We start from the raw sequence: 24,682 nt of genomic DNA, 5'->3' as shown, positions 1-24,682 counted from the left end.
ATAGGGACCGTCAGAGGTCCAGTGTGAGCAGCTCCGAGGCCGACCGCCCGACGCAGATCATCATGGTGTCGCCGCGTTCCCGTTCCTCGTCCGAGAGCACGGTGTCGTGGTGCTCGGGCACACCGGCGAGCACCTTCGTCTCGCACGAGCCGCAGTAGCCCTCCTCGCAGGAGAACGCCACATCGGGCGCGGCCTCGCGGACCACGTCGAGCAGTGTGCGCTCCGGCGGGACGTCCAAGGTCAGTCCGCTGCGCCGCAGTTCTACGGTGAAGTGGCCCGCGCCGGGCGACGGACTCCGCGCGTCCGCCGGCCCGCCGCCCGGCGGCGCGCCGAAGCGTTCGACATGCAGCGTGACGGGCCTGGCCCGCGCACAGGCCTCGGTGACCGCCTGGACCATGCCCTCCGGGCCGCAGCAGTAGACCGTGCTGCCAGGAGGCGCGGCACCGACGAGCGCGGCGACCGGCAGCATGCCCTGTTCGTCCTGCGGCACGATATGGACGCGACCGGCGTCGACGGCCGACAGTGTTTTGGTGAACGCCATGCCGGCGCGCGAGCGTCCGCCGTAGTACAGCTCCCATGAGGCGCCGTCCGCGGCGGCCTGACGGACCATCGCCAGGATCGGTGTGACACCGATGCCGCCGGCGAGGAAGAGATAGTGCGGCGCGCCGACGAGGGCGAAGTGGTTGCGTGGCCCACGGACTTGCAGCAACCGGCCGACCAGCGCGGTGTCATGCACCTCCGCCGATCCGCCGCGGCCGTGTTCCTCACGCAGCACCGCGACGGTGTACGAGCGGCGATCGTCCGGCGGACCGCACAGCGAGTACTGACGGACCGTGCCGCTGGGCAGGAACAGATCGATATGCGCGCCCGGTGCCCACGGCGGCAGTTCGGCGCCGTCCGGATCGACCAAGGTCAGCGAGACGACACCCGCGGCCTCCAGACGAACCTGCTCGACCAGCAGGTGCCGGCCGGCGAGTGGATCCAGATCGTTCATGGCGGCTCAGTCCGTGCCGGCCGGTCGGAAACCGTAGATGTCCAGGGTGAGTTCGCCCTGGGCGATCCGGCTCAGATAGCCCGCCTCGGCGGCCTCGCGCGCCCTGCCGCGCTCCAGTACCGACGCGACCGACGCCTGCGGAATCACCACAACGCCGTCGGTGTCGGCCACGACGAGATCTCCGCGGCTGACGGCGGCGGTGCCCAGAGTGATGGGATCGCCGACCGTGCCCGTGTCGTTCTTGACCGTCGTACGCACCGCGATCGAGGAGCTGAAGACCGGAAAACCACGCTCACGCAGTTGGTCCACGTCCCGCACACCGCCGTCGATCACCAGTCCCACCACTCCGCGCGCCTGTGCCGCCGCTGTGAGCACCTCGCCCCAGTAACCGCACTCCTCCCGCTGTCCGTCGACCACCAGCACATCGCCCGGCGAGGCGTGTTCGAGCGCGATGTGGAGCGGCAGATTGTCGGCCGGCGCGGTGGTCACCGGCAGCGCCCGGCCGACCACGGCGGCGCCCGGCCAGACCGGCCGGATACGCGGCGGAAGGAAGCAGTCCAGCTTCGACGCCTCGTACAGCGTCGCGGTCCCCAGCCGCAGGAAGACGGCGGTGTCCGTGGGATCGGTCGGGGCGGTCGTCATGCCTGGTTCCTCTGCAGCAGGTGATAGCCGTGGGCGGCCCGCGCCTCGGCCAGGGAGCGGCCCGCGAGTATGTCGTCGACGATGCGCGACTCGCGTTCATGGATGGTGTGGCAGATCTCCGCCACGTCGTCCTCGACATCGGGCGGTACGGTGACCGCGCCGTCGGCGTCGGCGATGACGAGCTGACGGGCCGCGATCCGGACACCGCCGACGCTCACCGGGCACTGGACGTCACGGACCTCGACCCGGTCCTTGCCGGTGCGCATGTAACGGCCGCGGGTGAAGAGCGGATAGCCCACATCGAGCGCCCGCCGCACATCGCGGCAGACTCCGTCGATCACCGTGCCCGCGATACCGCGGTCGTCCGCCATCGCGGTGAGGATGTCGCCCCACACCGTGCAGTCGGTACGGCCGCCGTTGTCGAGCACCGCCACATCGCCGGGCCGCATGTCGTCCAGATAGTCGCCCACCGTGCCGGCCGGGTGCCCGGCCGTGGTGTACGAGACGGTGTAGGCGCGCCCGAAGATCCGCGCGCCGTCGAACAGTGGGCCGATGCCGAGCAGACAGCCGTCCCTGCCGACGCGGTCGAGCGCGTCGGCGACCGTGGCGGTCGAGTAGCCGTACAGGGGATGCGCCGTGCCGTCGGCCGAGGCCGGCTCACGGGCGGCGGTTTCGTCGGTCACGCGCCGGACTCCTCGGTCGTCGGGAACTGACTGTCATGCATGACCTCGGCGACCGGCCGCCCTTGGGCGACCGCGTCGGCCATGGCCGCCTCGCGGGCGACGATGCGCTCGGCGAAGGCGATCACACGCTCGGCATGGGCGCCCGGTATGAAGGCGACACCATTGCCGTCGGCGACGACATAGTCGCCGGGGCTCACGGTGATGTCGCCGAACCCGACCGGCTCGTCCATCGCGTACTGGACGACACGTCTGCGCGCGCTGACGGGCACCACGGCCCGTGCGAAGACCGGCAGACCGAGCTCGGCGCTCTCGCTCGCGTCCCGGCAGGCGCCGTCGACCACCACGCCCGCGATGCCCCGGGCGAGCGCGGCCCGGCTGAGTATCCCGCCCCAGCAGGACACGTCCGGACGTCCGTCGTTGGCGATGACCAGCACATCGTCCGGTCCCGAGATGTCCACGGCGGCGGCGGCGACATGGCCGGCGGGCCGGTCGGACCGGCGCGGGCCGACGGTGACCGTACGGACCAGCCCGGCGACGGCATACGGCACCGGCCAGACCGGCGCGGGCCCGAGCACCACCGTGGACAGGCCGTACGCGTCGAGCGCGTCCGACACGGCACAGGAGTCCAGCGCCCGCAGCCGCTCCACCAGGGTGGGCGTCCGCGCTCCGTCCGGCGCCGTCATGATCCGTCCTTACGAGCGCCCGCCGAAGCGGTGGTCTCGTCCTGCCAGCTCATGAAGGCCATCGCGCAGCCGGTGCCCGCCTCGGCGCGGTAGCACGGCTCGTAGCCCACCAGTTCGGCGGTGAGCGAGGAGGAGTGCAACGCTCCCGCCACCACGATCCAGTTGCGCATCTCCGAGGTTCCCGACCGCAGTACCGCGTCGGGCAGCGAGCGCAGATAGTCCCTGTCCCGGCCGGTCAGCGCCGTGATGAAGGCGCGGTCGAGCTCCTCGTCGATGACGAAGTGGCTCAGCCCGCCGGAGGCGACGATCCCCACCCGCAGCGGAGCCGGGAAAGCCCGGATCGCCTCGCCCAGGGCGACGCCGAAGTCGAAACAGCGGGCGGCGGACGGCGGGTTCGGCTCCCAGAAGGTGTTCACGAAGACCGGCACGGTCGGCGGTGTCTCACCGCCGCCGAGCACCTGCTCGAAGATGAAGCCCCAACCGTGCGGGATGCCTGAATTGCCCCATTCGCCGGGCGGCAGCGCACGGGACGCGGCCGGGTCGAAGCCCGCCGCCGAGGTCTGCTCGATCAGATGCCTGGCCAGCGCGGAGTGCCCGGGACGGACGGTGCTCCTGGCGGGCACATTGGCGACCTCGGCGATGGCCAGCCCGGGCTTCATACCGTCGAGCTGCTCCTGGGTGAACGGCTCGTGCCGCATCGTGTCGCCCCAGTAGAAGGCGAACTGAGGAAGCAGTTCATCGCCGAACACCTCCTTGTGGTCGCTGCTCACGACCACCAGGACATCGAGTGCGGCGGCCTTGATCCGCCGGCCCAGCTCCTCGATGTCCTCACGGCACGCGCTGTGGCGCCGGCGGCGTACCTCCAGCTCGCATTCGGCAGCGAAGCCCGGTGCGCGCAGCGCCAGCAGGTCGTCGTACGGATACTCCGCACCGCGGTAGACCAGCGCCCTGTTGGCCCGGTCGGCCGCGGCCCGCAGGCCCCAGTCCTCCGGCGGTGTGTTCAGCAGAGGGCCGTGGGAGGTGCCCACGCCCAGTACGAGGTCGCTCACGCCTCCTCACACCTCCAGACGGAACAGCTCGACCGCGTTCGTCTCGAACAGCGCTGTCCTGTCGTCGTCGGTCAGCCAGTCGATGTCCTCGATGAGCAGATGGATGTCATCGATCCAGCGGCCGGTCTCCGGATCCTTCACCGAGCCGGTGCCCGGCTTCTCCGTACCGAACAGACAGCGGTCGACACCGACGGTGCGCAGAAGGAATTCGATCGAGTCGCGCGTATAGAGGCAGGTGTCGTAGTGGAGGCGGCGCAGGCGCTCCTCGAAGGTGGTGCCCGCCCGCAGGGCCGCGGGATAGAAGCGGCCCTTCTGGTACGGGACGGCCCCGCCGCCGTGCGACACGACGATCTTGAGCTCCGGGAAGTCGTCCAGGACGGTGGACTGGAGCAGTCCGGCCACCGCCAGCGTCTCCTCCTGGACGAAGTGGAGCGAGTAGCTCTCCCGGGCCGGAGGACGGCAGGCGGCCGAGTGGATGATGGCCGGGACGTCGAGTTCGCAGAGCGCCTCCCACACCGGGTACCAGAAACGGTCGCCGATGGCCGGCGGCTGCCGCAGTCCCTCGTACGGGTCGGTGTTCAGCGTCGCGCCGACAAAGCCCAGGTCATTGACGCAGCGGCGCAGCTCCCGGGTCCACGCGGCCGGATCGAGCTCCATCGACTGCGGCATCCCCGCGACACCGCGGAAGCGGCTGTCGGCCGCGCAGCACATCGCGATGACGTCGTTGGTCTCCGCGGTGAACCACTCGACCAGCTTGGCCGGGCTCTCGCTGTGCATCATCTGGAACGGCCGCGGCGAGATGAACTGGATGTCCACCCCGGCCTCGTCGAGATGCTGCAGATGCGAGATCTTGCCGAAACTCGGATGCGGCGCGTTGAGCGCCTCCACGACATGCTGCTCGGTCACTCCCGCATGCCCGCGCCCGTGAGCGCCGCGATGGGAGAGGAGTCCGGCTTTGTACGCGTAGAGCTTGTCAGGGGCCGTGACATGCCCGTGGACGTCGATATAGATGGCGCTGCCCTCCTTGTGGCCGGAACGGGCGATGCCCGCCGTGGCCGGTGGAGCCGCCGAGGCTCCTGTCCGGGTGTCCTGAACCATAAGGACGCTGCGCCCTATACGGAATAGGTAGTGCGAGAATTCCGCATAGAGGTATATGGGTCCGCCATCGAGGGCGCCTCGCTGCCGGGTCGGGCCTCGCGGTGGGGACAAAGGGTGCGCTGAGGCGTGGGTGCAGACCGGTTGAGCGTCACATTAGGCGACATTTCCGTCCGTGCACCGCCTCCGTACGGACTTCGCCATCACAAAACGGCCACATGCGTCACTCCGGAGGTGGCGAGTCCCGGTCTTCGCCTCCGGGCTCGCCGGCGCTACCGCGATGTGTTCAGCGGTCCCATAATCTTCATGTCCACGTCATGACGGTGACGGGGTGTGCGTCATCGGGCGGCCGGAAAGTAACGACCGTTCGCACACCGGACTGCCCTCGGTCGTTCGACGACCGGGTCCGACCTCTGGAGAATCCGTGAAGCTCCGGCGATCCGCCCGTGCCGCCTTTGTCACCCTCCTCCTCTCCGCGGGACTCCTCGCCGCGCCCGTCCAGGCGCAAGCGGCCGGGCCCAGCGACGCCGACCTCGCCTACCGCTGGGCCCCGGTCCACTACCAGGACAGCGCGTCGGGCCACTACACCGCCGACTATCTCTCGCGCGTGGACTACGACGGCGACTGGAACACCCTCAACAACTGGGAGAACCTCGACGTCGATCCGCGCCGGCTGACCGGTACGGCGTACTACTCCGTGGTCGAGACCTCGACCCACTGGTACATCACCTACGCCTTCTACCACCCGCGCGACTGGAAGCTGTCCTCGCACGAGAACGACATGGAAGGCGTCGTCGAGGTCGTCCTCAAGGACGGCAGCACCTACGGCACTCTTCAGGCGGCCGTCACCCAGGCGCACAACAACTACTACTCGTACATCCCGGCGGGCAGCCCGTTCCAGGGCAACCGCGAGAACATCGACGGCACCCTGCTCATGGAGACCCACGACGGTGCCCAGCACCCGACCGTCTTCCAGGAAGCCAAGGGCCACGGGATGTACAACTGGAGCGGAGGCAGCTTCCCGGGCGGCGACGGCATCGTCTACCGTCCCAGCCGCACCGCCGGTACGGTGCCCACGGGCGGCAACGACCGTGCCGCGTCCTACGCGTTGGTGGACATCTTCTCCTCCGGCGGTCTCTGGGAGCGCCGCAACTCGAATCCTCCGTACGCCGCCTGGGGCACCTTCGCCGGTGACAATGGCACGGACAACGCCGCGCACACTCCCTGGGCCTGGGACGACTCGAACGACGGCAGTGACCTCCAGCCCGGCTCCATCGCGGGCGACCCGGCCTATCTGATCAGCAAGTACTTCAAGAACACCGGTACGTTCAGCCTGAGTTACACGCGTAACGCCTACCTGTCCTGATACGACGGTGTTCTGACGTTCTGACGGCACGACACGAGCGGCGGACACGAGCGGCGGCCGGCCTGCCTCGCGGACCCGGACCCGGACCCGAACCGGGACCCGGGGCCGGCCGGTCGGCGGGCCGTCTGCCGCTCGTGCGTGGGTAGCCTGCCGTTGGCGCATACGTCATGCGCCGTCTCTACCGTCCGTGCCATGAACAAGCTCCTGATCACACTGAGCGCGGTCGCGCTGACCGTCGGTCTCGCCTCGCCCGCGGTGGCCGACCGTGACCACCACCACCGTCCCGCCGAGTTCGGCCGGGCCACCCTGACCGGATTCGCCTCGCTGCCGGCCGAGACCTACGTACCTGGCAGCCCGGTCTCCGGCGCGGCCCTCGGCACGGCGCCCGTCAACGGCATCGCCGCGCCGTTCCCCGGCCAGCCCGTCCAGGGATTCAGCGGCATCCTCAACCGGCACGACGGCACCTACGACGTGCTGTCCGACAACGGTTTCGGCAACAAGGCCAACAGCGCCGACTTCCTGCTCCGCGTCCACCACGTCAAGCCGGACACGCGCACCGGCAAGGTCAAGGTGCTCGGCGGCTTCTATCTGAGCGACCCGAACCGCCATGTGCCGTTCGCGCTCACGCGCGCCGACCGGGTGCTGACGGGCTCCGACTTCGACGTCGAGTCCATCGTGCGTGCCTCCGACGGCACTTACTGGATGGGCGACGAGTTCGGCCCGTTCCTGCTGCACTTCTCCTCGAAGGGCCGTCTTCTCCAGGCTCCCATCCCGCTCAAGGGAGTTCAGGCGCCGGAGAACCCGTATCTGAACGGCGCGGCCCCCAACCTGCCCAGCAGCAAGGGCTTCGAGGGCATGGCCCGCGGCGTCGACGGCCGTCATCTCTACCCGCTGCTCGAAGGCTGGGTGGCGGACGGCACGCCCGGCGATCTGCGGATGAGCGAGTTCGACCTGCGGACGAGCCGCTACACCGGCAAGCGCTGGATCTACCGCCTGGAGTCGACCGACAACGCCATCGGTGACGCGATCGCCCTGGACGACCACCGCTTCCTGGTGATCGAGCGCGACGGCGGCCAGGGCGACTCCGCCAAGTTCAAGCGCATCTATCTGGCGGACAACCGCGACCGGAACCACGACGGCGTCATGGACAAGACCCTGGTCGCCGATCTGCTCGACATCGCCAACCCCAAGGGCCTCGGCGGCTTCGGGAAGACCTTCCGCTTCCCGTTCACCACGATCGAGGACGTCGTGCTGATCGACGACCGCACCCTGGCCGTCATGAACGACAACAACTTCCCGGGCTCCTCGGGCCGTACGCCCGGCAAGGCGGACAACAACGAGTTCATCACCCTCCGTCTCACGGACCCGCTGAACGCCGACAGGCGCGCGTTCCGCTGAACCGGCGCCCGGCCGCCGACCGTTGATCCGGTCGGCGGCGGGCCACCCGGTGACCGTGCGGCGGCCGTGCGGTGGGCAGTGGTGGCCATGGCATGCCCATGGTTCCCCGATGCGAATCCGAAGGGCTTATGTCATCCCTTCGTTATCCCTCGGCAGGTATCGATCCCCGTGGTTGGGGCAACGAGTCGGTGGCCGAGGAGTCCGTATGTCCAAGGGCCGCGGTTCCGTCGCGATGGCGTATGAAGAGTCCTCCTTCACAGGTGTTGACGCACTCCCATTCCGTGACGGAACATCACATCAGGTGCACAACGCGGAGTTGGGCGCCGTGATGTCGAAGGAGCGGCTCATGAGCGGAACGGTCAAGAGCGACAGCACCTCACGCCGCAAGCAGACCACGATCAAGATCCGTCGGCTGGACAGGAAAGAGACAACGGGCGACAGCAATTCCACCGGCTCCTGAACGGGTCGCCGTGCCGGGGCGATATCCAACGGTCGATGAACTGACCTCCGGCGCCGCGGCCTTGGCCGCGGCGCACCCCGACCGGGTGGTTCTGCGGTGCATCGGGACCTCACGGGCGGGGGAGCCGATCCGGCTGATGTCCGTGGGGCGGGGCAGCCGGCATGCGCTGGTGGTCGCGGGGCCGCATGCCAATGAACCGGTCGGAGGGCTCACGGTGCTGCGGCTGGCCCGGTATCTGCTGCGGACCGGCCGGCCCGCCCGGTTCACCGACACGGCCTGGCACTTCGTCCTCTGTCTCGATCCCGACGGAGCCCGCCGCAACGAGCGGTGGCTCAAGGGCCCGATGACCTTCGCCCAGCACTACCGGAACTTCTTCCGGCCGGGCTTCGCAGGACAGCCCGAGTGGCTGCCCACCGAGCCCGGCGCGGAGCCCATGCCGGAGACCCGGGCCCTGCTCGGTCTCCAGGACGAACTGCGGCCCTATCTCCAGTGTTCGCTGCACGGCGTGGACGTGGGCGGCAGCTTCGTACAGCTCACCCGCGCGCTGCCCGGACTCTCCGACGAGCTGGCACAGTCCGCCGCCGATCTCCGGATCCCGGTGGAACTGGGCCCGTACGACGCGTTCTTCTGGCCGAGTCCGGGACCGGGTGTCTATGACATGCCACGGCCGCAGGAGACCGATCAGTTCGTCTCGCTGCCCGCCGCCACCGCCACCTCCACCTGGTTCCATCCACATCCGTACGGCACCGTCACCGCCGTGGTCGAGGCGCCGATGTGGGCTGCCGACGGAGTCGGCGACACCTCACCGCATCCCGATCCGTACGGCGCGCTGGAGACCATCAGCCGTACGCTCCGGCAGGACGCGCGGACGCTGGCCGGTCTGCTGGAGCAGGTACGGCCACACCTCCTCGCCACCGCGGGCCCGCTGCTCGCGCCGGTGGACGAATATCTCGCCGTCAGTCCCGGACTGGCCGACGAGTGGGCCCCGGAAGCGGCCGGTCTGCCGTCGATGAACCGGGCGCGGATCACGGCGCTGCGGATCGCCGCGCGACGGCTCGTCGTCCGTACGGCGGGCCTGCTGCACCAGACTCTTCCTCCGGAAGCTCTCCCGGAGCCGCTGACCGAAGTACGCTCCACCCTGGACCGGTTCCTCACCGAGCGCTGCGCCGCCTTCGAGGCCGACTGCCGCGCCCGCTGGATTCCGGTCCGTGACCAGGCGGAACATCAGTTCAGGATCGTGCTGGCCGCCGCGGAGCTGGCCGAGCGGTCCAGGGAGCCGAGGGCGGTACGGGCATGACACCCGACGGGCGTCCGGAACCGGTGTCCGGATTACGGCGGCCACGGGTGAAGCCCGAACACCGGGCGTACCGCACGGTGGACGGCAACGTACGGATCGGCAGTGTCGTGTACGGAATCGGCGCCGAGGTCACCGATCCGGACGGCTGGATCTGGACACTGACCGAGGCGCTCGACGGCACCCGCGCTCCCGCCGAGGCGGTCACGCAGGTGCTCGCCCGCCATCCCGGAGTCGAGCCCAGCTCGGTCACCGAGGCGATGGACGATCTGTACGAGGCCGGATTCCTGGAGGACGCCGGAGCGGAGCCCTCCGCCGCGCTCACCGACGAGGACCGCGAGCGCTACAGCCGCGGTGTGACGCTGCTGCGCTGGATGGATCTCTCACCGCGCGCGACGGCGTGGGAGCTCCAGGCGCGATTACGGTCGGCCCGGGTTCTGCTGCTCGGCCTCGGCGGCACCGGAGGCTTCGCCGCCCAGGGTCTCGCCGCGTCGGGCGTGGGCCGGATGCACTGTGTGGACGGCGATGTCGTGGAGCTCTCCAATCTCAACCGGCAGCCGCTCTACCACGAGAGTGACATCGGCCGGCCCAAGGCAGCGGCGGCGGCAGCGGCCCTGAAGGCGGTCAACTCGCGGGTGGCGCTGACCGCGGAGCGGCGCGAGGTGCACGGCCCCGACGATCTCGCCGCGCTGCTCGCGCCCGGCTACGATCTGCTGCTGCTCTGCGCCGACCGGCCGCCGGAGATCCGCCGCTGGGCCAACCGGGTCTGTCTCGCCGCCGGGATTCCCTGGCTCGACGCGGGCTACCGCGGTCCGCTGGTCACGGTCGGCGTCCATGCTCCCGGCCGAGGCGCCTGCTGGGAGTGCCACCGCGCGGGCGAGGTCGAGCGGCGCGATCTGCGGCTCGGCGCGGGCCAGGACGAGGAGGCGGCCTCGCCCAGGATGGAGTGGAACCCCGTGAACGCCGTCACCGCCGGGCTCTCCGGCCATCTCCTCGTGTACGCCGCGATCGCGCTGCTGACCGGCGTACCGGAGATGGAGCCCGGCTTCCGGTTCGGCCTCAATCTCATGGCGCTCTCCGAGCCCCTGGAGGAGCGCTTCGAGCGCAGACCGGACTGCCCGGCCTGTGGAACACCTCCGCGCGCCTGACGAAGATCGCGCCTGACGAACAGAGGCGAACACACGGACGGCGATGGCCCGTACTCCCGGTCCGGTCCGACGCGCAGTCGAACGGCCGAATTCGTGCGGATTCAGGTCCACTCGGGGCACTCCGCGGCTACCCTCGACACTTGACCTGCGCACTGTTCGAGAGAAGGAGGGATGCCGGTGCACCGGCCGGAACACTCGATCGCCCTCCCTCTGCTGGAGCGCGAGCCCGAACTCGCGGCGGCGGCACGCGCGGTGGACACGCTCTGTGCGGAAGAGCCCTCCGGCGGGCTGCTCGTCTACCGCGGCGCGGCGGGACTCGGCAAGACGGCGCTGCTCTCCGAAGTACGCCGGATGGCGACCGGACGCCGTACGGTGTGGTCCGCGCGCGGCGGTGAGACCGTCACCTCCGTCCCGTTCCATGTCGTACGGCAACTGCTCCTGCCCGCCGTGACGATGGCCGAGCGGGACGGCGAAGGCGCTCCGGACGCACGGGAACTGCTCGGCGACCGGTACGAGATCGTCGGTCCCGCACTGGGCATAGCGCCGCCCGGCGAACAGCACGCCGATCCGCAGGGCGTCAGGGACGGGCTGGACGCGCTGGTCGAACGGCTCGTGGAGGCGCATGGACCGCTGGTCCTCATCGTCGACGACGCGCAGTGGGCCGATCTGGAGACACTCGCGTGGCTGGCCTCCTTCGCCGAGCGTCCGGCCGGTGGTCTGCCCGTCCTCGTGGTCGTCGCGTACCGCACGGAGGAGGCCGTCGGCGAGACCGAGCAGTATCTTCGGACACTCGGTGCTGCGGCCAAACTGCGGGTCAGTCTGCGGGAGTTGACCTCCGACGCCACGGCCGGTCTCACCCGCGCCGCGCTGGGCGAGCACGCGGACGATCCGTTCTGCCGCGAGGTGTGGGCGGTGACCGGCGGCAACGCGTACGAGACCGTCGAACTGCTCGCCAAGGTCGGGGACTGCGGACTCGAACCGGTCGAGGAGTCCGCCGGTGAGCTGCGCGCCCTCGGTGCCTCGGCGCGGGGCAGAGGACTGATCGCCCGGCTGGAGGAACTGGGCCCGGCCACCACCAAGTTCGCCTGGGCCGCCGCGATCCTCGGTACGGACATCTCCCTCGATCTGGCCGTCTCGCTGGCCGGTATGAGCCATGAAGAGGCCGCCGGGTGCGCCGAACGGCTGCGGGCCGCGCGCATCCTGGTGGGCGTGGACCCGATGGAGTTCGTCCATCCGCTGATCGCGGGCGCCGTCTACCGCGCCATTCCCTCCGCTGTCCGTACCGCCCTGCACGGCCTCGCCGCATGGGCGGTCACCCGCAGTGGCCGTGGTCCGGCGGCAGCGGCGCCGCACCTCCTCGAAGTGCATCCGGACGGCGACGCCGAACTGGTCGAGCAGCTCCGCGAAGCCGCCGCCGAGCATCTCGCGGTGGGCGCGCCGGACGCCGCGCGGCGCTGTCTCGAACGCGCCCTGGAGGAACCACCGTTGCTCAGTGTGCGGGCCGAAGTGCTGTACGAGCTGGGCTGTGCCACCTTGCTCACCTCACCGGCCACCACGGTCGGCCATCTGCGCGCGGCGCTCGACACCCAGCAGCTCGACGACGATCTCCGTGTCGATGTGGTGTTCCGGCTCTCACAGGCCCTGACACACAACAACCAGACCGGCGACGCCGCCCATGTGGTGGCCGCGGAGGTCGCCCGTACGGCAGAGGGCCCGGCCAGAATGCGGCTCCAGGCGGCCCACTTCCTATGGGAGGGAGTGCAGGCCATCGAGGACGACGGCCCTGGGCGCTCCCGCCGTCTCGACCGGGTGGCCGCCGGACTCACCGGCCGTGACAACACCGAGCGTGTGCTGCTGATGCTGCGCGCCTTCGACGGCACGGCCCGCGGCGAGAGCGCCGAGGAGATCGTCCAGATAGGTGAACGCGCCCTGCTGAACGGCGGATTGGCGGCCGGAGTCGGCTGGACCGACACGGCCTGGGGCTTCGAACCGCCGGCCCTGCTCGGACTGTCGTACGCCTTCGCCGACCGGCTCGACCGCGCCGAGAGTTTGTTCACCGAGGGCCTGCGGGCCTTCGAGATCTCCGGCTGGAGCGGCGGCCATCTCGCCTTCGCCCACGCGCTCGTCGGTTATCTCCACCGCAGACGCGGCGATCTCGCCGAGGCCGAGGCGTATCTGCGCGAGAGCCTGCGGCTGGCCGACCGGGTCGGGAACGGGCTGCCGATGCACTGGGACGCGGCCTCCATGCTGATCGACACACTGCTCGCGCGCGGCCGTGCCGACGAGGCGCGGGAGGCGGCCGAACGCCATGCGTTCGTCCCGCCGTACTCCTCCTCGATCGTCATTCCCGACGCGCCTTCCGTCCGTGGCCGCCTGCTGCTCGCACTCGGCCGCAAGAAGGAGGCCGTCGCCGAACTGGAAGCGGCCGGGCTGGCGTTGATGGAGCGCGGACGGCACAACATCGTGATGGCTCCCTGGGCGTGCGACCTCGCGTACGCGCTGGCCGAGGAGGATCCGGCCCGCGCCGCCCAGCTCGCCGCGTACGCCCGTGACCGGGCCGAACGCTTCGGTACGCACACCGCCATCGGGGTCGCGCTGCGCTGTGTGGCGTCCCTGAAGGAGGGCCGGGCGCGGACCGAGCTGCTGGCGCAGGCCGTCGGGCATCTCGAAGCGTCGCCCTCCCGGTACGAACTGGCCCTCGCCCGTGTCGAGTACGGCATGGCGGCGGGCCTCCCGGCCGAAATCTCCGGCGGACTGGAGCTGGCCGGGCGATGTGGCGCCGACGGTCTCGCCGCACGGGCGCGCCGGGCGCTGGAGGCTCCACACGTACGACGCTGAAAACCAGTGGCCCGGGCGGACCCGGTCCGGCAGTATCGGTGCCGTAGCGCTTCGCGTACCTCTGACAGGAGACCGGAACCTTTGCCCGTACAGCCCGACGACCCGCACTCGGACCGGCCCGGCTCAGCTCTGCGCGCCGACTGCGGGAACTGCTTCGGGCTGTGCTGTGTGGCGCTGACGCTCTCGGCCTCGGCCGACTTTCCCGTCGACAAGGACGCCGGAGAGCCCTGTCAGCATCTCCGGACGGACTTCCGCTGCGGAATCCACCAGCGTCTCAGGGAGCAGGGCTACCGGGGATGCACGGTGTACGACTGTTTCGGGGCGGGTCAGAAGGTCTCCCGGATCACCTTCGCCGGACAGGACTGGCGGCGGGCGCCCGGGAGCGCCGAGCGGATGTTCGCCGTGCTTCCGGTGATGCGACAGCTCCATGAGCTGCTCTGGTATCTCGGCGAAGCCCTGACACTGGAGTCGGCCCGCCCGCTGTACGGCGAGCTCCGCGACGCGCTCGACACGACGGAACAGCTCACTCTGACCGACGCCGACGCCCTGCTGGAGCTGGACATGGCGGCCCGGCGCGCGGCGGTCAATCCGCTTCTGCTGCGGACGAGCGAACTGGTACGCGCCCAGGTCTCCGGCAGAAAGAAGAACCGCAGAAACGCCGACCTTCTCGGCGCGAAGCTCAAGGGCGCCGATCTGAGAGGCGCCGATCTGCGTGGCGCGTGTCTGATCGCGGCCGATCTGCGGGACGCCGATCTGCGGCTGGCCGATCTGATCGGCGCGGACCTCAGGGACACCGATCTGCGGGGCGCCGATCTGACCGGAGCGCTCTTTCTGGTCCAGACACAGGTCAATGCGGCGAAGGGCGATGCCACCACCGCACTGCCCACGGCCCTCACCCGGCCCGCACACTGGTAAACGGTGGTGGCAGTGGCCTCCGGTGGTGGTGTGCCCTCCGGCGACGGCGCGCCCTCCGCCCTCACAGCGCCCGGCGCCGGGTCACACGGCGCAGGAAGTAGAGCGCGACGGCCGCGAGACAGGCCGAGCCGATGAAGAGCACGGGCATGAAGTACCCGTACCCGGGCTCCTCCTCGGCCGCACGCGCGGGCGCGGCGTGGGCCGCCGCCGGCTTCGGTGACGGCTCGGGCGTCGGGACCGGTGCCGCGGCGGCGGCGAGCGCCCTCGCGACCGGACCGGGAACAGGACCGTCCTTCATCGGCAGCCTCGGCGGCAGCGGCGCGGGCGGCGGGTTGAGCGAGCCCACGGGAGTTACCCGGCCCACCGCGCGGAAGCCCCAGTCCAGCAGCGATCTGGCCTCCTCGTAGACCTCGTGCACGCCGCCCCACTGCGGGTTCATGACGGTGACCAGAATGGTCCGGCCGCCGCGCTTGGCCGCCGCGATCAGGGTGTAGCCGGCCTCCGAGGTGTAGCCGTTCTTGATACCGATCAGCCCTGGATACTCCTCGACACCGTCCTCGCCGGTGAGCAGCCGGTTGGTGTTGACGATGCCGAAAGTGCTTCCGTAGCCCGGGAATTGGGCGTCGACGGTCGAGCTGTACTCGACGAACTCGGGCAGCGTCAGGCCCGTACGGCCGAAGACCGCCAGATCGAACGCGGAGGACACCTGCCCGTCGGCGTCATAGCCGTCCGGGGACACCACATGGGTGTCGTACGCGCCCAGCAGCTTCGCCTTCACCCGCATCTGCTTGACCGTCGCCTCCCAGCCGCCGTTCATCTCGGCGAGCGCGTGCACCGCGTCATTGCCCGAGCTGAGGAAGACACCTCGCCACAGGTCCTCCACCGCGTACGTCTCGCCCGCGACGACGCCCACCTCACTGCTGCCCTCGCCGACATCGTCCAGCTCGGCCTCGGTGACCTCGTGTTCGCCGTCCTTGGGGAGATGAGGCAGGGCGGTGACGGCGAACAGTGTCTTCAGGGTGCTGGCCGGAGGCAGCGGACGGTGTGCCTCGTGCCCGGCGAGCACATCACCCGTACGGGCATCGGCGACCAGCCAGGACAGCGCGGAGACATTGGGCGGCGCCGGAGTGCCGCGCTTGGGCCGCACCTGTGTGCCCGAGCGGTACAGAGTGCCTTCGACGGCGCCCGCGGGAGCGGCCGGAGCGGCGGGGACCACCGAAGAGCGCTTCGAGGGACGCGGCGAGCGGCGTGGCGAAGGAGACGCGGGAGACGCTGAGGACGCGGTGGGAGACGGGGAAGAGGAGGCCCGTGACGCGGGGGGAGACGCTGGAGAGGCTGAGGACGCTGGAGACGCGGAGGCTGTGGCGGCGCCCGGCAGGCCTTCGGCCCGTACGGAGGGTTCGGTTCGGGAATCCGCGACGGCCGGTGCGGGCGCGGGCGAAAGGACCAGCAAACCGGTGGCGAAGGCCACCGTCGCGGAGAACGCGGAGCGCGTCACGGATCTGGTGATCATTCCGCCACGGTAGGAACGGACCGCGCCCGGCGCATCGCCGCATGAGCCGACCGGCCGTATCCCCGCCCTCGGCCGGTGCCCGAACACCGATGAGCGTTCAACGACCTCCAGGCACCCGATCGGGTGACGCCGGGTCCTGCCCGGGGTGCCACGCCGGATCGGGAGCCCGGTCGGGCATCCGCTCGGTGCCGATCACATCGAGCAGCCTGAGCTTGTCCGCGGCGGCGGTCCCGGGCGCGGCGGAGTAGGCCGAGATTCGGAGATCGCATCCCGGAACGGTGAGCGTGTCGCAGTCCAGCGTCAGCTGTCCGACATCGGGATGGTGGACGGTCCTGATGCCCGTGTCATGGAAACCGGCGATACGGGAGTTCCACAGTCCGGCGAACCGGCCGCTGACGCGCCGTAGCTCGCCGATCAGAAACCGCAGCCGTACATCGGTGGGGTAGTGCACCGTGGCGGCTCTGAGATCGGCGACGAGGGCCGCCTCGAACCGCGCCTCCTGCTCCTCGGTCTGGCTGATTCTGGTGGGCAGACCTCTGAAGTGCTGCCAGACGGCATTGCGATCGCGCCCGGGGAGCGCCGACGGGTTCCCGAGGAGCGCGGCCCAGAGCGGATTCCAGGTGATCAGATTCCAGGCCGCGTCATGGACACCGACCGGAGTTCCCGTGAGCCGGCCGAGCAGCCGCCGCACGCTGGGCGGCACGGCCTCCGGAACGCGTCCGAGACCTGGTGGTGACTGTCCGGCGAGCAGGAAAAGATGTCTGCGCTCGTCCTCCGACAGCCGCAGGGCGCGCGCCAGCGAGGTGAGGACCTGGACGGAGGGCGAGGTGGCCCGCCCTTCCTCCAGCCGCACCAGATAGTCCACCGACAGTCCGGTGAGCCGGGCCAGCTCCTCGTGCCGCAGCCCGCCCGCCTCGCGGTTCCCGCCCGCGGGCAGCCCGGCCTCGGCCGGTGCGATGCGTTCACGCCAGCGCTGCAGAGCCGTGCCCAGCTCTCCGTGTCGGGTCATACGGTCAGTATCAGCGCGCCTGTCGGCCCTCGCCCGACAGCGCTGCGCCCGGTCTTTCCGAGGAGAGCGCCTGAAGAGAGCGCCCGAGGTGAGCACCCGAGAGGAGCGCCCGAGGCGAGCGTCAGATGTCCAGAGCTGTCTCGATCCGCTTGAGGCCATGGCGGGCCAGCGCCAGGTTCGCGCGGGCGCGGTCGAGCGCGATGTACAGGAAGAGCGAGCCGCGGCTGGCGGCGAGCGGGCGGATCAGGTGGTACTGCTTGCCGAGAGTGATCAGGATGTCCTCGACGGCATCGTCCATGTCCAGTGTGGCGAGGGTGCGCGCCTTCGCGCGTACCACCTCGGTGTTGCCCGCTGCGGCGACCTCCAGATCGAGGCCACGGCCTCCGCCCAGGGTGCCGAGCGACATACCGCTCTCGTAGTCGACCAGTGCCACGCCGAGGGCGCCGTCGATGGTCATGGCCTCTTTGAGCGCGGTTTCCAGGTTCATGGCGTGGTCCTTTTCCTCAAGTTCTTCGAGTTCTTCAGGTTCTTCAAGCAGACGGCGGTCGCCCGTCCTTGGCGGAAAGCCAAGGGATCAAAGGCGTCAAGATCGGTCACTAAAGCGCAAGTTGCGGTCTAGGATACTGATGGATGTGGCTCAAAATGAAGGGGTACACGTGTCAGCGATCGAAGCGTCCCTTTCCCGGCTTCTGGGGACTCCCGGTGTCACGGGAGCCGCTCTGGTGGACGCGGTCACCGGGCTCACCTACTGCGTGGTCGGAGACGCGCTGGAGACCGGGGACGGCGTGGGGACGGCCGAGCTGGTGGCCGTGATCACCGACCGGGTGGGACAGGCCGGAGCCGGGAGCGAACTGGAGAGCGTGATCGTGACGACCGCGCGCCGCTACCACGTGATCCAGTCCGTACGGCGCACCGGCGATCCACTGCTTCTGGTCGCCGCGCTGGACCGCGGCCGTACCAATCTCGCGCTGGCGATGCGGCAGCTCGACGGTCACGCGGCGGGAGTGCTGGCATGACCGGCGGCCCGGACGGCCTCGACGGCCACGGTTCGCCACAGGAGGGCGCGCCGCCCCGGAATGTTCCCGCGCTGCTGCTGCGGCTCCAACGGGAGGGATTCAGCGGCACGGTGACGGTCTCCGCGTCGCCGGGCGGCACGATCCATCTGCGGGACGGGCTGATCGGTGCGATCGAGACGCCGGGAACGCCGTCGGCCGAGTCCGTCCTGCTGAAGTCGGGCCGTATCGACGACGAGGGCTGGGCGGCCGGGCTGACCGCCGTCCGGCATGGGGACGATCATGCGGCGGCACTGGTCGGGCAGGGCCTGATCGGCGCCGCCGAACTGGAAATACTCTGTGTGGCAACGGTTTTCGAGGGCGCGTTCGCGATGTCCCTGGCCCGGCCCGAGGGCTGGGAGGTGGGCGCGGTCGCGCCGGCCGTTCTCGCTCCGCGCGGCATCGAGCCGCGGACCGTCGCGGAGGAGACGACGCGCCGGCTGGCGCTCGTTTCCCGGCTGTGGGGTTCGCCCGTCGATCTCGCCAGGGCGAGGATGCGGCCCTCGGCCCGCGCGGACCGGGTGGCGGGCCAGCTCACCGGTCGCTATCAGGCCCTGCTCGCCATCGCCAACGGCCGCCGTACGCCACGGGATCTCGCGTTCACTCTGGGGCGCGGCCTGTTCGGAGTCATGGTGGACCTGATCCGTATGAACGGTCTTGAGCTCGTCCAGTGGGAGAACGGGCTCCCGGCCGACCGCCCGAGCACCGCGCCACGCATCCTTCCCGGCGGGCAGCGCGTGACCACCACGGCCCGGACACCACCGGGCGCACTGCCACGACGTACCGCCGTCGCCCGTCGTTCAGGGGAATCCGGGCATTCCGATGGCTTAGATTCCTGACAACGCAACCGTACTTGCCCATGTTTGAGTGAGTTGTGCGGAGTTGAGAACCCGGAGCCTCCGTGCGGTATCCCTCGGCAGGACCTTGGCAGCACCTCGGCAGGACCCAGCCGGAACGTCATCAAGGAGCGCACACCATGTATGCAGGTCCGTCCGTCACTTCACTTGCCTCACTCGTTGATGTCCTGGCGTCGCTGCGGGAGAAGGTGATGGGAGTGTCCGAGAGCGTCCTCTCCACCACCGACGGGCTGCTGGTGGCCGCCGATACGGACACGGCCCAGCCGGAAGCCGTCGCCGCGCTGGCGGCGGCGACGCTGGGGCTCGGCGCGCGTATGGCGGAGCAGGCCGGTACGGGCGCGCTGCGTGATGTGGTCGTCCGCTGTGGCGGCGGTCATGTCGTCGTCCTGTCGGTGGGGGAGCGGGCCCTGCTGTCGATCCTGGGCGACGAGGGACTCGATGTCGCCGCGCTCCAGCGGGAGACTCCGGCGATAGCCGAGGAGTTGGCGGGCCTTCTCGAAGGAGATGTGCCTGCCTGATCCTGTCGAGAAGAGTGATCCGAGAGCCGGGGCCGTTCCCTACGGGGGACGGCCCCGCTGTCGTTCCCGTACGGAAGCACGCACGAAGCACGCACGGAAGCCCGCGCGAAGCACGCACCGAAGCCATTACTCGCTGTGCGCCCGACGGAGCGCAGCGTGTAAACGCGCGAGTCTATGCCCGAGGCGGTGGCGCGTGCAGGCGGTTACGGGAATATGCCGAGGCTCTTATCCGATCGGGCTAAGCTCTCGCGGAGCGCGCCGAGTTGACACGTAATCAGGCATATGTTCGCCATGTGAAGTACACGTGCGAATGACCCGATCTGAATCGACCGCCAGAGGGCTTACATGGTTCGTCTCGAAGCACCCCCGAATGATCAAGCGGCTCCCGCCGTCCGCGCGTTGCTGCTTCCCGCGGCCCTGATGGCGGCGGCGACGGCCGTCGTGGTGGTCCTGTCCGCGGACACCGCGCGGCTGCCGCTCGTGCTGTACGGGACGGCCGCCACGGTCCTGGTCAGCTGGTGCGCGGTCGGACTGTCCCGGCGCCGCAGGACCATCGGCGCACTCCATGAGCACTACGCCCACCGGCTCACGATGCTGGAGCGGCGGCTCGCGGAGCACGACGAGGAGACCGTACGGCTGGGCAAGGAGCTGATGCCCGCCGCGATCCACCGGCTCCGCCAGGGCGAGTCACCCGCGGAGGTGATGCGCGCGGTCGTGGACGGCGACGAGCGGTACCGCGAACTCCCGTCCGCGCAGCGCTCCTTGCTCCGCTCCGTACTCCAGATCGTGGACGACGAGGAGGCCATGCGCGACTCCGCGCAGCGCTCCTTCGTCAACATCGCCCGCCGCGTCCAGGCGATCGTGCACCAACAGGCAAGCGAGCTGCGGGAGATGGAGGAGCACCACGGCCGCAATCCCGATGTCTTCGACGATCTGCTGCGTATCGACCACGGCACCGCGCTGATCGGCCGGCTCGCGGACAGTATCGCCGTGCTCGGCAAGGCCCGTCCCGGCCGCCAATGGCCCAGGCCCGTACCGCTGTTCAGCGTGCTGCGCGGAGCGATGTCCCGGATCCTGGAGTACCAGCGGGTCGATCTGCACTCCATCGCGAAGGTTGCCATCATCGGCACGGCCGTCGAACCGCTCATCCACGCCTGTGCCGAACTCCTCGACAACGCCACCCGCTACTCACCGCCGCAGACTCGTGTCCATGTCACCGCGGTGGAGGTGCAGACGGGAATCGCGATCGAGATCGAGGACGGCGGTGTCAGTCTGAGCGAGGAGGCACGCGCCAGGGCCGAACGGATGCTCGCCCAGGCCCAGGCCGGGATCGACCTCAACGACCTCGGTGAGACGCCCAGGCTCGGTATGGCCGTCGTCGGCCGGCTCTGCCAGATGTACAACTTGCAGGTCTCGCTGCGGCAGTCGGCGTACGGCGGTGTCCGGGCCGTACTCATCGTGCCGCGCGATGTCGTCACCACCGGGCCCGCGCCCGGTATCGCCCATGGCATCGGCGCCACCGCCGGGCCTCGTGGCAGCTCCGTCGATCTGCCCACCAAGGACATGCTGCGCCCGGAGAAGCGGGTGCCGAGGCCGGTCACCGGACCACAGCGGTCCGCGCCGCTCCCGCCGGTCGCGTCGGCCACGGAGGACGACATTCCGGTGGTGACGGAGTGGACGGAGAACGGGCTGCCGCAGCGGCGCAGCCGTGGCCGCGCACCGCTCGGCTCCCACAATCTCGGCCTCCGCAGCCCGGGACGCGACCCGGGTCGCGGCCCGGACCGTAACTCGGGCCACAGCCCGGCGCCCAGGAGCAACGGGAGCAACGGGAGCAACGGGAGCAACGGGCAGAGCGGTGCCTCCGGGCCAGGCGGCGAACCCGGGCCCGGCGTCTGGCTCGAAGCGTTCACCAAGGCGGTCAACGGCATTCCGCAGGAGCCTCCCGCCGCAGCGGGAGACGCGCCGGCCGGGCCCGGCGACCGTGGCGAATCCGATGACGTGCGGGGCAAGGGAGAGCTGAAGTGATCCAGCAGCGGGCCAATTTGGACTGGATGCTCAAGGAACTGGCCGACGGAGTACCGCAGATCCAGCAGATCGTGGTGCTCTCCGCGGACGGCCTCCGGATCGCCCGGCACGGCGGCGACCCGGATGTCGCCGACCGGCTCGCCGCGGCCTGCGCGGGACTCCAGAGCCTGGCCGCCGCCGTCGCCGCCGAGATCCCGCACAGCGACGGACGGATGCGGCTCGTCGTCATCGAGGTCGGCGGCGGCTTCTTCTATCTGATGGAGGCCGGCGAGGGCGCGTATCTCGCGGTGCTCGCGGACGAGACGGTCGACGCGGGCCTGGTGGGCGCCCGGATGAGGGACATGGTCGTCCGTATCGGCGCCCATCTCACCAGTCCGCCGCGCCACGAGGGACACGACGGGCAGGCCGGATGAGTACGCCTCCTCAGCGGGAACGCAGAAACCCCGAGGCGGATGTGGGGGACCCGGAACGGCTGTATGTGATCACCGGAGGACCGGACGGCGCCGAACGCGCATCGCTCGATCTCGTCACCATGATCGTGGCACGTGACGAACCGTCACCGACGGTGCAGCCGGAACAGGCCGCCATTCTGCGGCTCTGCCGGGCACCGCTGTCCGTGGCCGAGCTGTCGGCCTATCTCACTCTCCCGTTCAGCGTGGTGACCGCGCTGCTGACCGAACTCCTCGCGGCCGGACTGGTCGAGTCGCGGGCGCCCGTCGTCCGCGCGGCGCTTCCCGACCGGTCCCTTCTCGAAGCGGTGATGCATGGACTCCAGAGACTGTGAAGCGACCGCGGCCACGATCACGGGCCCCAGGAGCGAGGACCTCCTGCCCACCACGGCCACCTCCGCGGTGAAGATCGTGATCGTGGGCGGCTTCGGCGTCGGCAAGACGACGATGGTGGGCTCGGTCAGCGAGATCCGCCCGCTCACCACCGAGGAGACCATGACGCAGGCCGGCGTCGGCGTGGACGACAACTCGGGTGTCGAGAGCAAGACCGCCACCACCGTCGCCATGGACTTCGGCCGGATCAGCATCACCGAGCGGCTCGTGCTCTATCTCTTCGGCACTCCGGGCCAGGAGCGGTTCTGGTTCCTCTGGAACGGCCTCTTCGAAGGCGCCCTGGGAGCCGTGGTGCTGGTGGACACGCGCCGTCTCGAAGTGAGCTTCGATGTGATCGGACGGCTGGAGGAGCGCGGCGTACCGTTCGTCGTCGCCGTCAACACCTTTCCCGACGCGCCGCACCATCCCGTCGAAGCGCTGCGGAAGGCACTGGACCTGCCCGACGAGGTCCCGATGGTCGACTGCGACGCACGGCAGCGGGCCTCCTGCCGCGATGCCCTGCTGACACTGATGCGCTATCTGCACGCGCTGGCGATGCCCGCGGACTGACCGAGGCGCGCCGCAGTGCCCTGACCTGACCTGACCTGACCTGACCTGACCTGACCTGACCTGACCTGCCGGGCCCGGTCCGGCACGTCCCCGTACCCGTATCCCTTTCTGCCCGCTCCCTGGAGTGAACGCCCGTGACCACGCCTTTTTCCCATCCGTCCGGAACCGACGGCCACCAGGCGCCGCCGCCCGGCTGCCCGGCCCATGGTCTGCGCCGGCTGTACGGGCCCGAGGCCGAGAACGATCCCATGGGTCTGTACGAGAAGCTGCGCGCCGAACACGGTTCCGTCGCGCCCGTACTGCTCCATGGCGATGTACCGGCCTGGCTCGTCCTCGGGCACAGCGAGAATCTCCATATGACGCGTACGCCGTCGCAGTTCTCCCGGGACTCACGGCGCTGGCGCGCCCAGCACGACGGCACCGCGCCTCCCGGCCATCCGCTGGCGCCGGTCTTCACCTGGCAGCCCATCTGTGTCTTCGCCGACGGCGCGGAGCACGAGCGGCTGCGCGGCGCGGTCACCGACTCGATCGCCCGTATCGACCACCGTGGTGTCCGCCGCCATATCAACCGCTACAGCAACCGGCTGGTCAACGAGTTCTGCCAGGACGGCAGGGCCGACCTGGTCAGCCGCTTCGCCGAGCATCTGCCGATGATGGTGATGGCGCAGATCCTCGGTATGCCCGAGGAGTACAACGAGCGCCTGGTGCAGGCCGCTCGCGACATGATCAAGGGCACCGAGACAGCCAACGAGAGCAACGAGTATGTGATGGCCGTGCTGCGCAGGCTCGTGGCCCGCCGGCGCGACACTCCCGAGGAGGACTTCGCCACCTGGCTGACGGAGCATCCGGCCGGGCTCACCGACGACGAGGTCGGCCAGCATCTGCGGCTGGTGCTCATCGCAGCCTACGAGACCACCGCCAATCTCCTCGCCAATGTGCTCCGTATGGTGCTCACCGATCCACGCTTCCGGGCGCGGCTGAGCGGTGGCCATATGACGCTGCCGGAGGCGGTCGAGCAGACGCTCTGGGACGAGCCTCCGTTCACCACGATCTTCGGCCGCTGGGCGGTCGGCGACACCGAGCTGGGCGGCAAGCGCATCAAGGCGGGCGACGCGCTGATCGTCGGTATCGCGGCGGCCAACGCGGACCCGGTGGTACGTCCCGATCCCACCGCCTCCATGCAGGGCAACCGCGCGCATCTCGCCTTCAGCGGCGGCCCGCACGAGTGCCCGGGCCAGGACATCGGACGCGCCATCGCCGACACCGGGATCGACGCGCTGCTGCTGCGGCTGCCCGATCTCCAGCTCGCCGTGGAGGAGCGCGAGTTGCGCTACTCGGCGGCGCTGATGTCCCGTCAGTTGCTCGAACTGCCCGTGACATTCGCTCCTCGGCCGCCGCAGGATGTCACCGGTCCGCCGAACGCGACGCCCAGCGCCCGGCGTCCGCAGTGGCAGGTGGACTCGCCCAGGCCGGTCCCGGTCTCCGAACCTCAGCCGCTGCTGCAATCGCAGTCGCAGTCGCAGCAGGCGGAGGTGCCGCAGGAGGTCCCGGCCACCGCCGCGATCCGTCCGGAGCAGGCTCCGGCCAACGCGCCGCGGCGCGCCTGGCGAGCGGTGATCCGCTGGTGGCGCGGACACTGACCGATCATATCTGACGGACCGTCAGCTAAGGCCTCAGCTAAGGCGCTCAGCTAAGGCCCGGTCCGTCACACAGACCCGTACGGCGGTGTCGCTGCCGTACGGCCGGCGCTAC

At 70.1% G+C, this 24,682-nt stretch carries 24 protein-coding genes; 15 read left to right on the top strand and 9 right to left on the bottom strand.

Features of this window, described 5'->3' with window-relative positions; genetic code table 11:
- Positions 1-10: 10 nt before the first annotated feature.
- Genes ACFV6H_RS07870 through ACFV6H_RS07845 form a run of 6 tightly spaced genes read right to left on the bottom strand, consistent with a single transcriptional unit; the run spans position 11 to position 5,149 of the window.
- On the bottom strand, positions 11-994 hold the full coding sequence (locus ACFV6H_RS07870) for a PDR/VanB family oxidoreductase (protein ID WP_385539613.1): 984 nt from the start codon (positions 992-994) through the stop codon (positions 11-13).
- A gap of 6 nt (positions 995-1,000) precedes the next feature.
- Positions 1,001-1,636, bottom strand: a complete 636-nt coding sequence (locus tag ACFV6H_RS07865; RefSeq protein ID WP_385539611.1) for a 4-carboxy-4-hydroxy-2-oxoadipate aldolase/oxaloacetate decarboxylase — start codon at positions 1,634-1,636, stop codon at positions 1,001-1,003.
- A complete protein-coding gene (locus ACFV6H_RS07860) occupies positions 1,633-2,319 on the bottom strand; it encodes an RraA family protein (RefSeq protein WP_384790652.1) in 687 nt (228 codons plus the stop codon). Before ACFV6H_RS07860 ends, ACFV6H_RS07865 begins: the two co-directional genes overlap by 4 nt.
- Entirely contained in the window at positions 2,316-3,002 is a 687-nt protein-coding gene (locus tag ACFV6H_RS07855; protein ID WP_385539609.1) for an RraA family protein, read from the bottom strand. Before ACFV6H_RS07855 ends, ACFV6H_RS07860 begins: the two co-directional genes overlap by 4 nt.
- On the bottom strand, positions 2,999-4,051 hold the full coding sequence (locus tag ACFV6H_RS07850; protein ID WP_385539606.1) for a hypothetical protein: 1,053 nt from the start codon (positions 4,049-4,051) through the stop codon (positions 2,999-3,001). The genes ACFV6H_RS07855 and ACFV6H_RS07850 overlap by 4 nt, the downstream gene beginning before the upstream one ends.
- Before the next feature lie 6 nt (positions 4,052-4,057).
- Positions 4,058-5,149, bottom strand: a complete 1,092-nt coding sequence (locus tag ACFV6H_RS07845; protein WP_385539604.1) for an amidohydrolase family protein — start codon at positions 5,147-5,149, stop codon at positions 4,058-4,060.
- Between the two features lie 421 nt (positions 5,150-5,570).
- On the opposite strand from ACFV6H_RS07845, the gene ACFV6H_RS07840 reads away from it, so the two are divergent.
- The 6 genes from ACFV6H_RS07840 (at position 5,571) to ACFV6H_RS07815 (ending at position 14,565) form a co-directional block, all read left to right on the top strand.
- Complete coding sequence (locus ACFV6H_RS07840) at positions 5,571-6,512, top strand: hypothetical protein (RefSeq protein ID WP_385539602.1); 942 nt, start codon at positions 5,571-5,573, stop codon at positions 6,510-6,512.
- 192 nt (positions 6,513-6,704) lie between these two features.
- Positions 6,705-7,910 carry an esterase-like activity of phytase family protein gene (locus ACFV6H_RS07835; RefSeq protein ID WP_384790638.1) on the top strand — a complete coding sequence of 402 codons (1,206 nt, stop codon included), beginning with the start codon at positions 6,705-6,707 and terminating at the stop codon, positions 7,908-7,910.
- Positions 7,911-8,380: 470 nt separating this feature from the next.
- Entirely contained in the window at positions 8,381-9,667 is a 1,287-nt protein-coding gene (locus ACFV6H_RS07830) for a M14 family zinc carboxypeptidase (protein WP_385539599.1), read from the top strand.
- A gap of 47 nt (positions 9,668-9,714) precedes the next feature.
- Positions 9,715-10,812 (top strand): HesA/MoeB/ThiF family protein, encoded by a 1,098-nt coding sequence (locus ACFV6H_RS07825; protein WP_385539597.1) that lies wholly within the window; start codon positions 9,715-9,717, stop codon positions 10,810-10,812.
- Positions 10,813-10,983: 171 nt separating this feature from the next.
- Positions 10,984-13,650, top strand: a complete 2,667-nt coding sequence (locus ACFV6H_RS07820; protein WP_385539595.1) for an ATP-binding protein — start codon at positions 10,984-10,986, stop codon at positions 13,648-13,650.
- Between the two features lie 81 nt (positions 13,651-13,731).
- The gene (locus tag ACFV6H_RS07815; RefSeq protein WP_385539593.1) at positions 13,732-14,565 is read left to right on the top strand and encodes a pentapeptide repeat-containing protein; all 834 of its coding nucleotides are present in this window, start codon (positions 13,732-13,734) and stop codon (positions 14,563-14,565) included.
- Between the two features lie 61 nt (positions 14,566-14,626).
- On the opposite strand, the gene ACFV6H_RS07810 is transcribed toward ACFV6H_RS07815, so the two are convergent.
- Complete coding sequence (locus tag ACFV6H_RS07810) at positions 14,627-15,781, bottom strand: D-alanyl-D-alanine carboxypeptidase family protein (RefSeq protein WP_385539591.1); 1,155 nt, start codon at positions 15,779-15,781, stop codon at positions 14,627-14,629.
- Between the two features lie 145 nt (positions 15,782-15,926).
- Here ACFV6H_RS07810 and ACFV6H_RS07805 point away from each other — a divergent pair, with 145 nt between their 5' ends.
- Positions 15,927-16,091 (top strand): hypothetical protein, encoded by a 165-nt coding sequence (locus tag ACFV6H_RS07805; protein WP_385539589.1) that lies wholly within the window; start codon positions 15,927-15,929, stop codon positions 16,089-16,091.
- A gap of 84 nt (positions 16,092-16,175) precedes the next feature.
- On the opposite strand, the gene ACFV6H_RS07800 is transcribed toward ACFV6H_RS07805, so the two are convergent.
- Together ACFV6H_RS07800 and ACFV6H_RS07795 are read right to left on the bottom strand one after the other, a co-directional pair.
- Entirely contained in the window at positions 16,176-17,087 is a 912-nt protein-coding gene (locus tag ACFV6H_RS07800) for a helix-turn-helix transcriptional regulator (protein WP_385539587.1), read from the bottom strand.
- 121 nt (positions 17,088-17,208) lie between these two features.
- A complete protein-coding gene (locus tag ACFV6H_RS07795; protein ID WP_384791385.1) occupies positions 17,209-17,574 on the bottom strand; it encodes a hypothetical protein in 366 nt (121 codons plus the stop codon).
- 169 nt (positions 17,575-17,743) lie between these two features.
- On the opposite strand from ACFV6H_RS07795, the gene ACFV6H_RS07790 reads away from it, so the two are divergent.
- From ACFV6H_RS07790 to ACFV6H_RS07755, 8 genes are all read left to right on the top strand, one after another.
- Positions 17,744-18,103, top strand: coding sequence for a hypothetical protein (locus ACFV6H_RS07790; RefSeq protein WP_384791388.1), 360 nt, complete (start codon positions 17,744-17,746; stop codon positions 18,101-18,103).
- The gene (locus ACFV6H_RS07785) at positions 18,100-18,978 is read left to right on the top strand and encodes a hypothetical protein (protein ID WP_385539584.1); all 879 of its coding nucleotides are present in this window, start codon (positions 18,100-18,102) and stop codon (positions 18,976-18,978) included. The genes ACFV6H_RS07790 and ACFV6H_RS07785 overlap by 4 nt, the downstream gene beginning before the upstream one ends.
- A 137-nt stretch (positions 18,979-19,115) precedes the next feature.
- Positions 19,116-19,514: a roadblock/LC7 domain-containing protein gene (locus ACFV6H_RS07780; RefSeq protein ID WP_384975237.1), complete on the top strand. Its 399-nt coding sequence runs from the start codon at positions 19,116-19,118 to the stop codon at positions 19,512-19,514.
- A 345-nt stretch (positions 19,515-19,859) separates the two neighbouring features.
- Entirely contained in the window at positions 19,860-21,539 is a 1,680-nt protein-coding gene (locus tag ACFV6H_RS07775; protein ID WP_385539582.1) for a sensor histidine kinase, read from the top strand.
- Complete coding sequence (locus tag ACFV6H_RS07770) at positions 21,536-21,952, top strand: roadblock/LC7 domain-containing protein (protein WP_093592176.1); 417 nt, start codon at positions 21,536-21,538, stop codon at positions 21,950-21,952. The genes ACFV6H_RS07775 and ACFV6H_RS07770 overlap by 4 nt, the downstream gene beginning before the upstream one ends.
- A complete protein-coding gene (locus ACFV6H_RS07765) occupies positions 21,949-22,323 on the top strand; it encodes a DUF742 domain-containing protein (protein ID WP_385539579.1) in 375 nt (124 codons plus the stop codon). The genes ACFV6H_RS07770 and ACFV6H_RS07765 overlap by 4 nt, the downstream gene beginning before the upstream one ends.
- Entirely contained in the window at positions 22,304-22,930 is a 627-nt protein-coding gene (locus tag ACFV6H_RS07760; protein ID WP_385539577.1) for an ATP/GTP-binding protein, read from the top strand. Before ACFV6H_RS07765 ends, ACFV6H_RS07760 begins: the two co-directional genes overlap by 20 nt.
- 134 nt (positions 22,931-23,064) lie before the next feature.
- A complete protein-coding gene (locus ACFV6H_RS07755; RefSeq protein ID WP_385539575.1) occupies positions 23,065-24,570 on the top strand; it encodes a cytochrome P450 in 1,506 nt (501 codons plus the stop codon).
- Positions 24,571-24,682: the final 112 nt, after the last annotated feature.

Source organism: Streptomyces sp. NPDC059743 (genome assembly GCF_042732975.1).
Taxonomy (GTDB): domain Bacteria; phylum Actinomycetota; class Actinomycetes; order Streptomycetales; family Streptomycetaceae; genus Streptomyces.
The sequence above is the reverse complement of the archived record's forward strand: the minus strand, read 5'-3'. Positions and strand labels throughout refer to the sequence as shown.

What these genes read in the sequence shown, in the direction of transcription:
- ACFV6H_RS07870 (WP_385539613.1), bottom strand. Translation starts at nt 994, where the DNA reads ATGAACGATCTGGATCCACTCGCCGGCCGGCACCTGCTGGTCGAGCAG.
- ACFV6H_RS07865 (WP_385539611.1), bottom strand. Translation starts at nt 1,636, where the DNA reads ATGACGACCGCCCCGACCGATCCCACGGACACCGCCGTCTTCCTGCGG.
- ACFV6H_RS07855 (WP_385539609.1), bottom strand. Translation starts at nt 3,002, where the DNA reads ATGACGGCGCCGGACGGAGCGCGGACGCCCACCCTGGTGGAGCGGCTG.
- ACFV6H_RS07845 (WP_385539604.1), bottom strand. Translation starts at nt 5,149, where the DNA reads ATGGTTCAGGACACCCGGACAGGAGCCTCGGCGGCTCCACCGGCCACG.
- ACFV6H_RS07835 (WP_384790638.1), top strand. Translation starts at nt 6,705, where the DNA reads ATGAACAAGCTCCTGATCACACTGAGCGCGGTCGCGCTGACCGTCGGT.
- ACFV6H_RS07820 (WP_385539595.1), top strand. Translation starts at nt 10,984, where the DNA reads ATGCCGGTGCACCGGCCGGAACACTCGATCGCCCTCCCTCTGCTGGAG.
- ACFV6H_RS07800 (WP_385539587.1), bottom strand. Translation starts at nt 17,087, where the DNA reads ATGACCCGACACGGAGAGCTGGGCACGGCTCTGCAGCGCTGGCGTGAA.
- ACFV6H_RS07795 (WP_384791385.1), bottom strand. Translation starts at nt 17,574, where the DNA reads ATGAACCTGGAAACCGCGCTCAAAGAGGCCATGACCATCGACGGCGCC.
- ACFV6H_RS07785 (WP_385539584.1), top strand. Translation starts at nt 18,100, where the DNA reads ATGACCGGCGGCCCGGACGGCCTCGACGGCCACGGTTCGCCACAGGAG.
- ACFV6H_RS07780 (WP_384975237.1), top strand. Translation starts at nt 19,116, where the DNA reads ATGTATGCAGGTCCGTCCGTCACTTCACTTGCCTCACTCGTTGATGTC.
- ACFV6H_RS07775 (WP_385539582.1), top strand. Translation starts at nt 19,860, where the DNA reads ATGGTTCGTCTCGAAGCACCCCCGAATGATCAAGCGGCTCCCGCCGTC.
- ACFV6H_RS07765 (WP_385539579.1), top strand. Translation starts at nt 21,949, where the DNA reads ATGAGTACGCCTCCTCAGCGGGAACGCAGAAACCCCGAGGCGGATGTG.
- ACFV6H_RS07760 (WP_385539577.1), top strand. Translation starts at nt 22,304, where the DNA reads ATGGACTCCAGAGACTGTGAAGCGACCGCGGCCACGATCACGGGCCCC.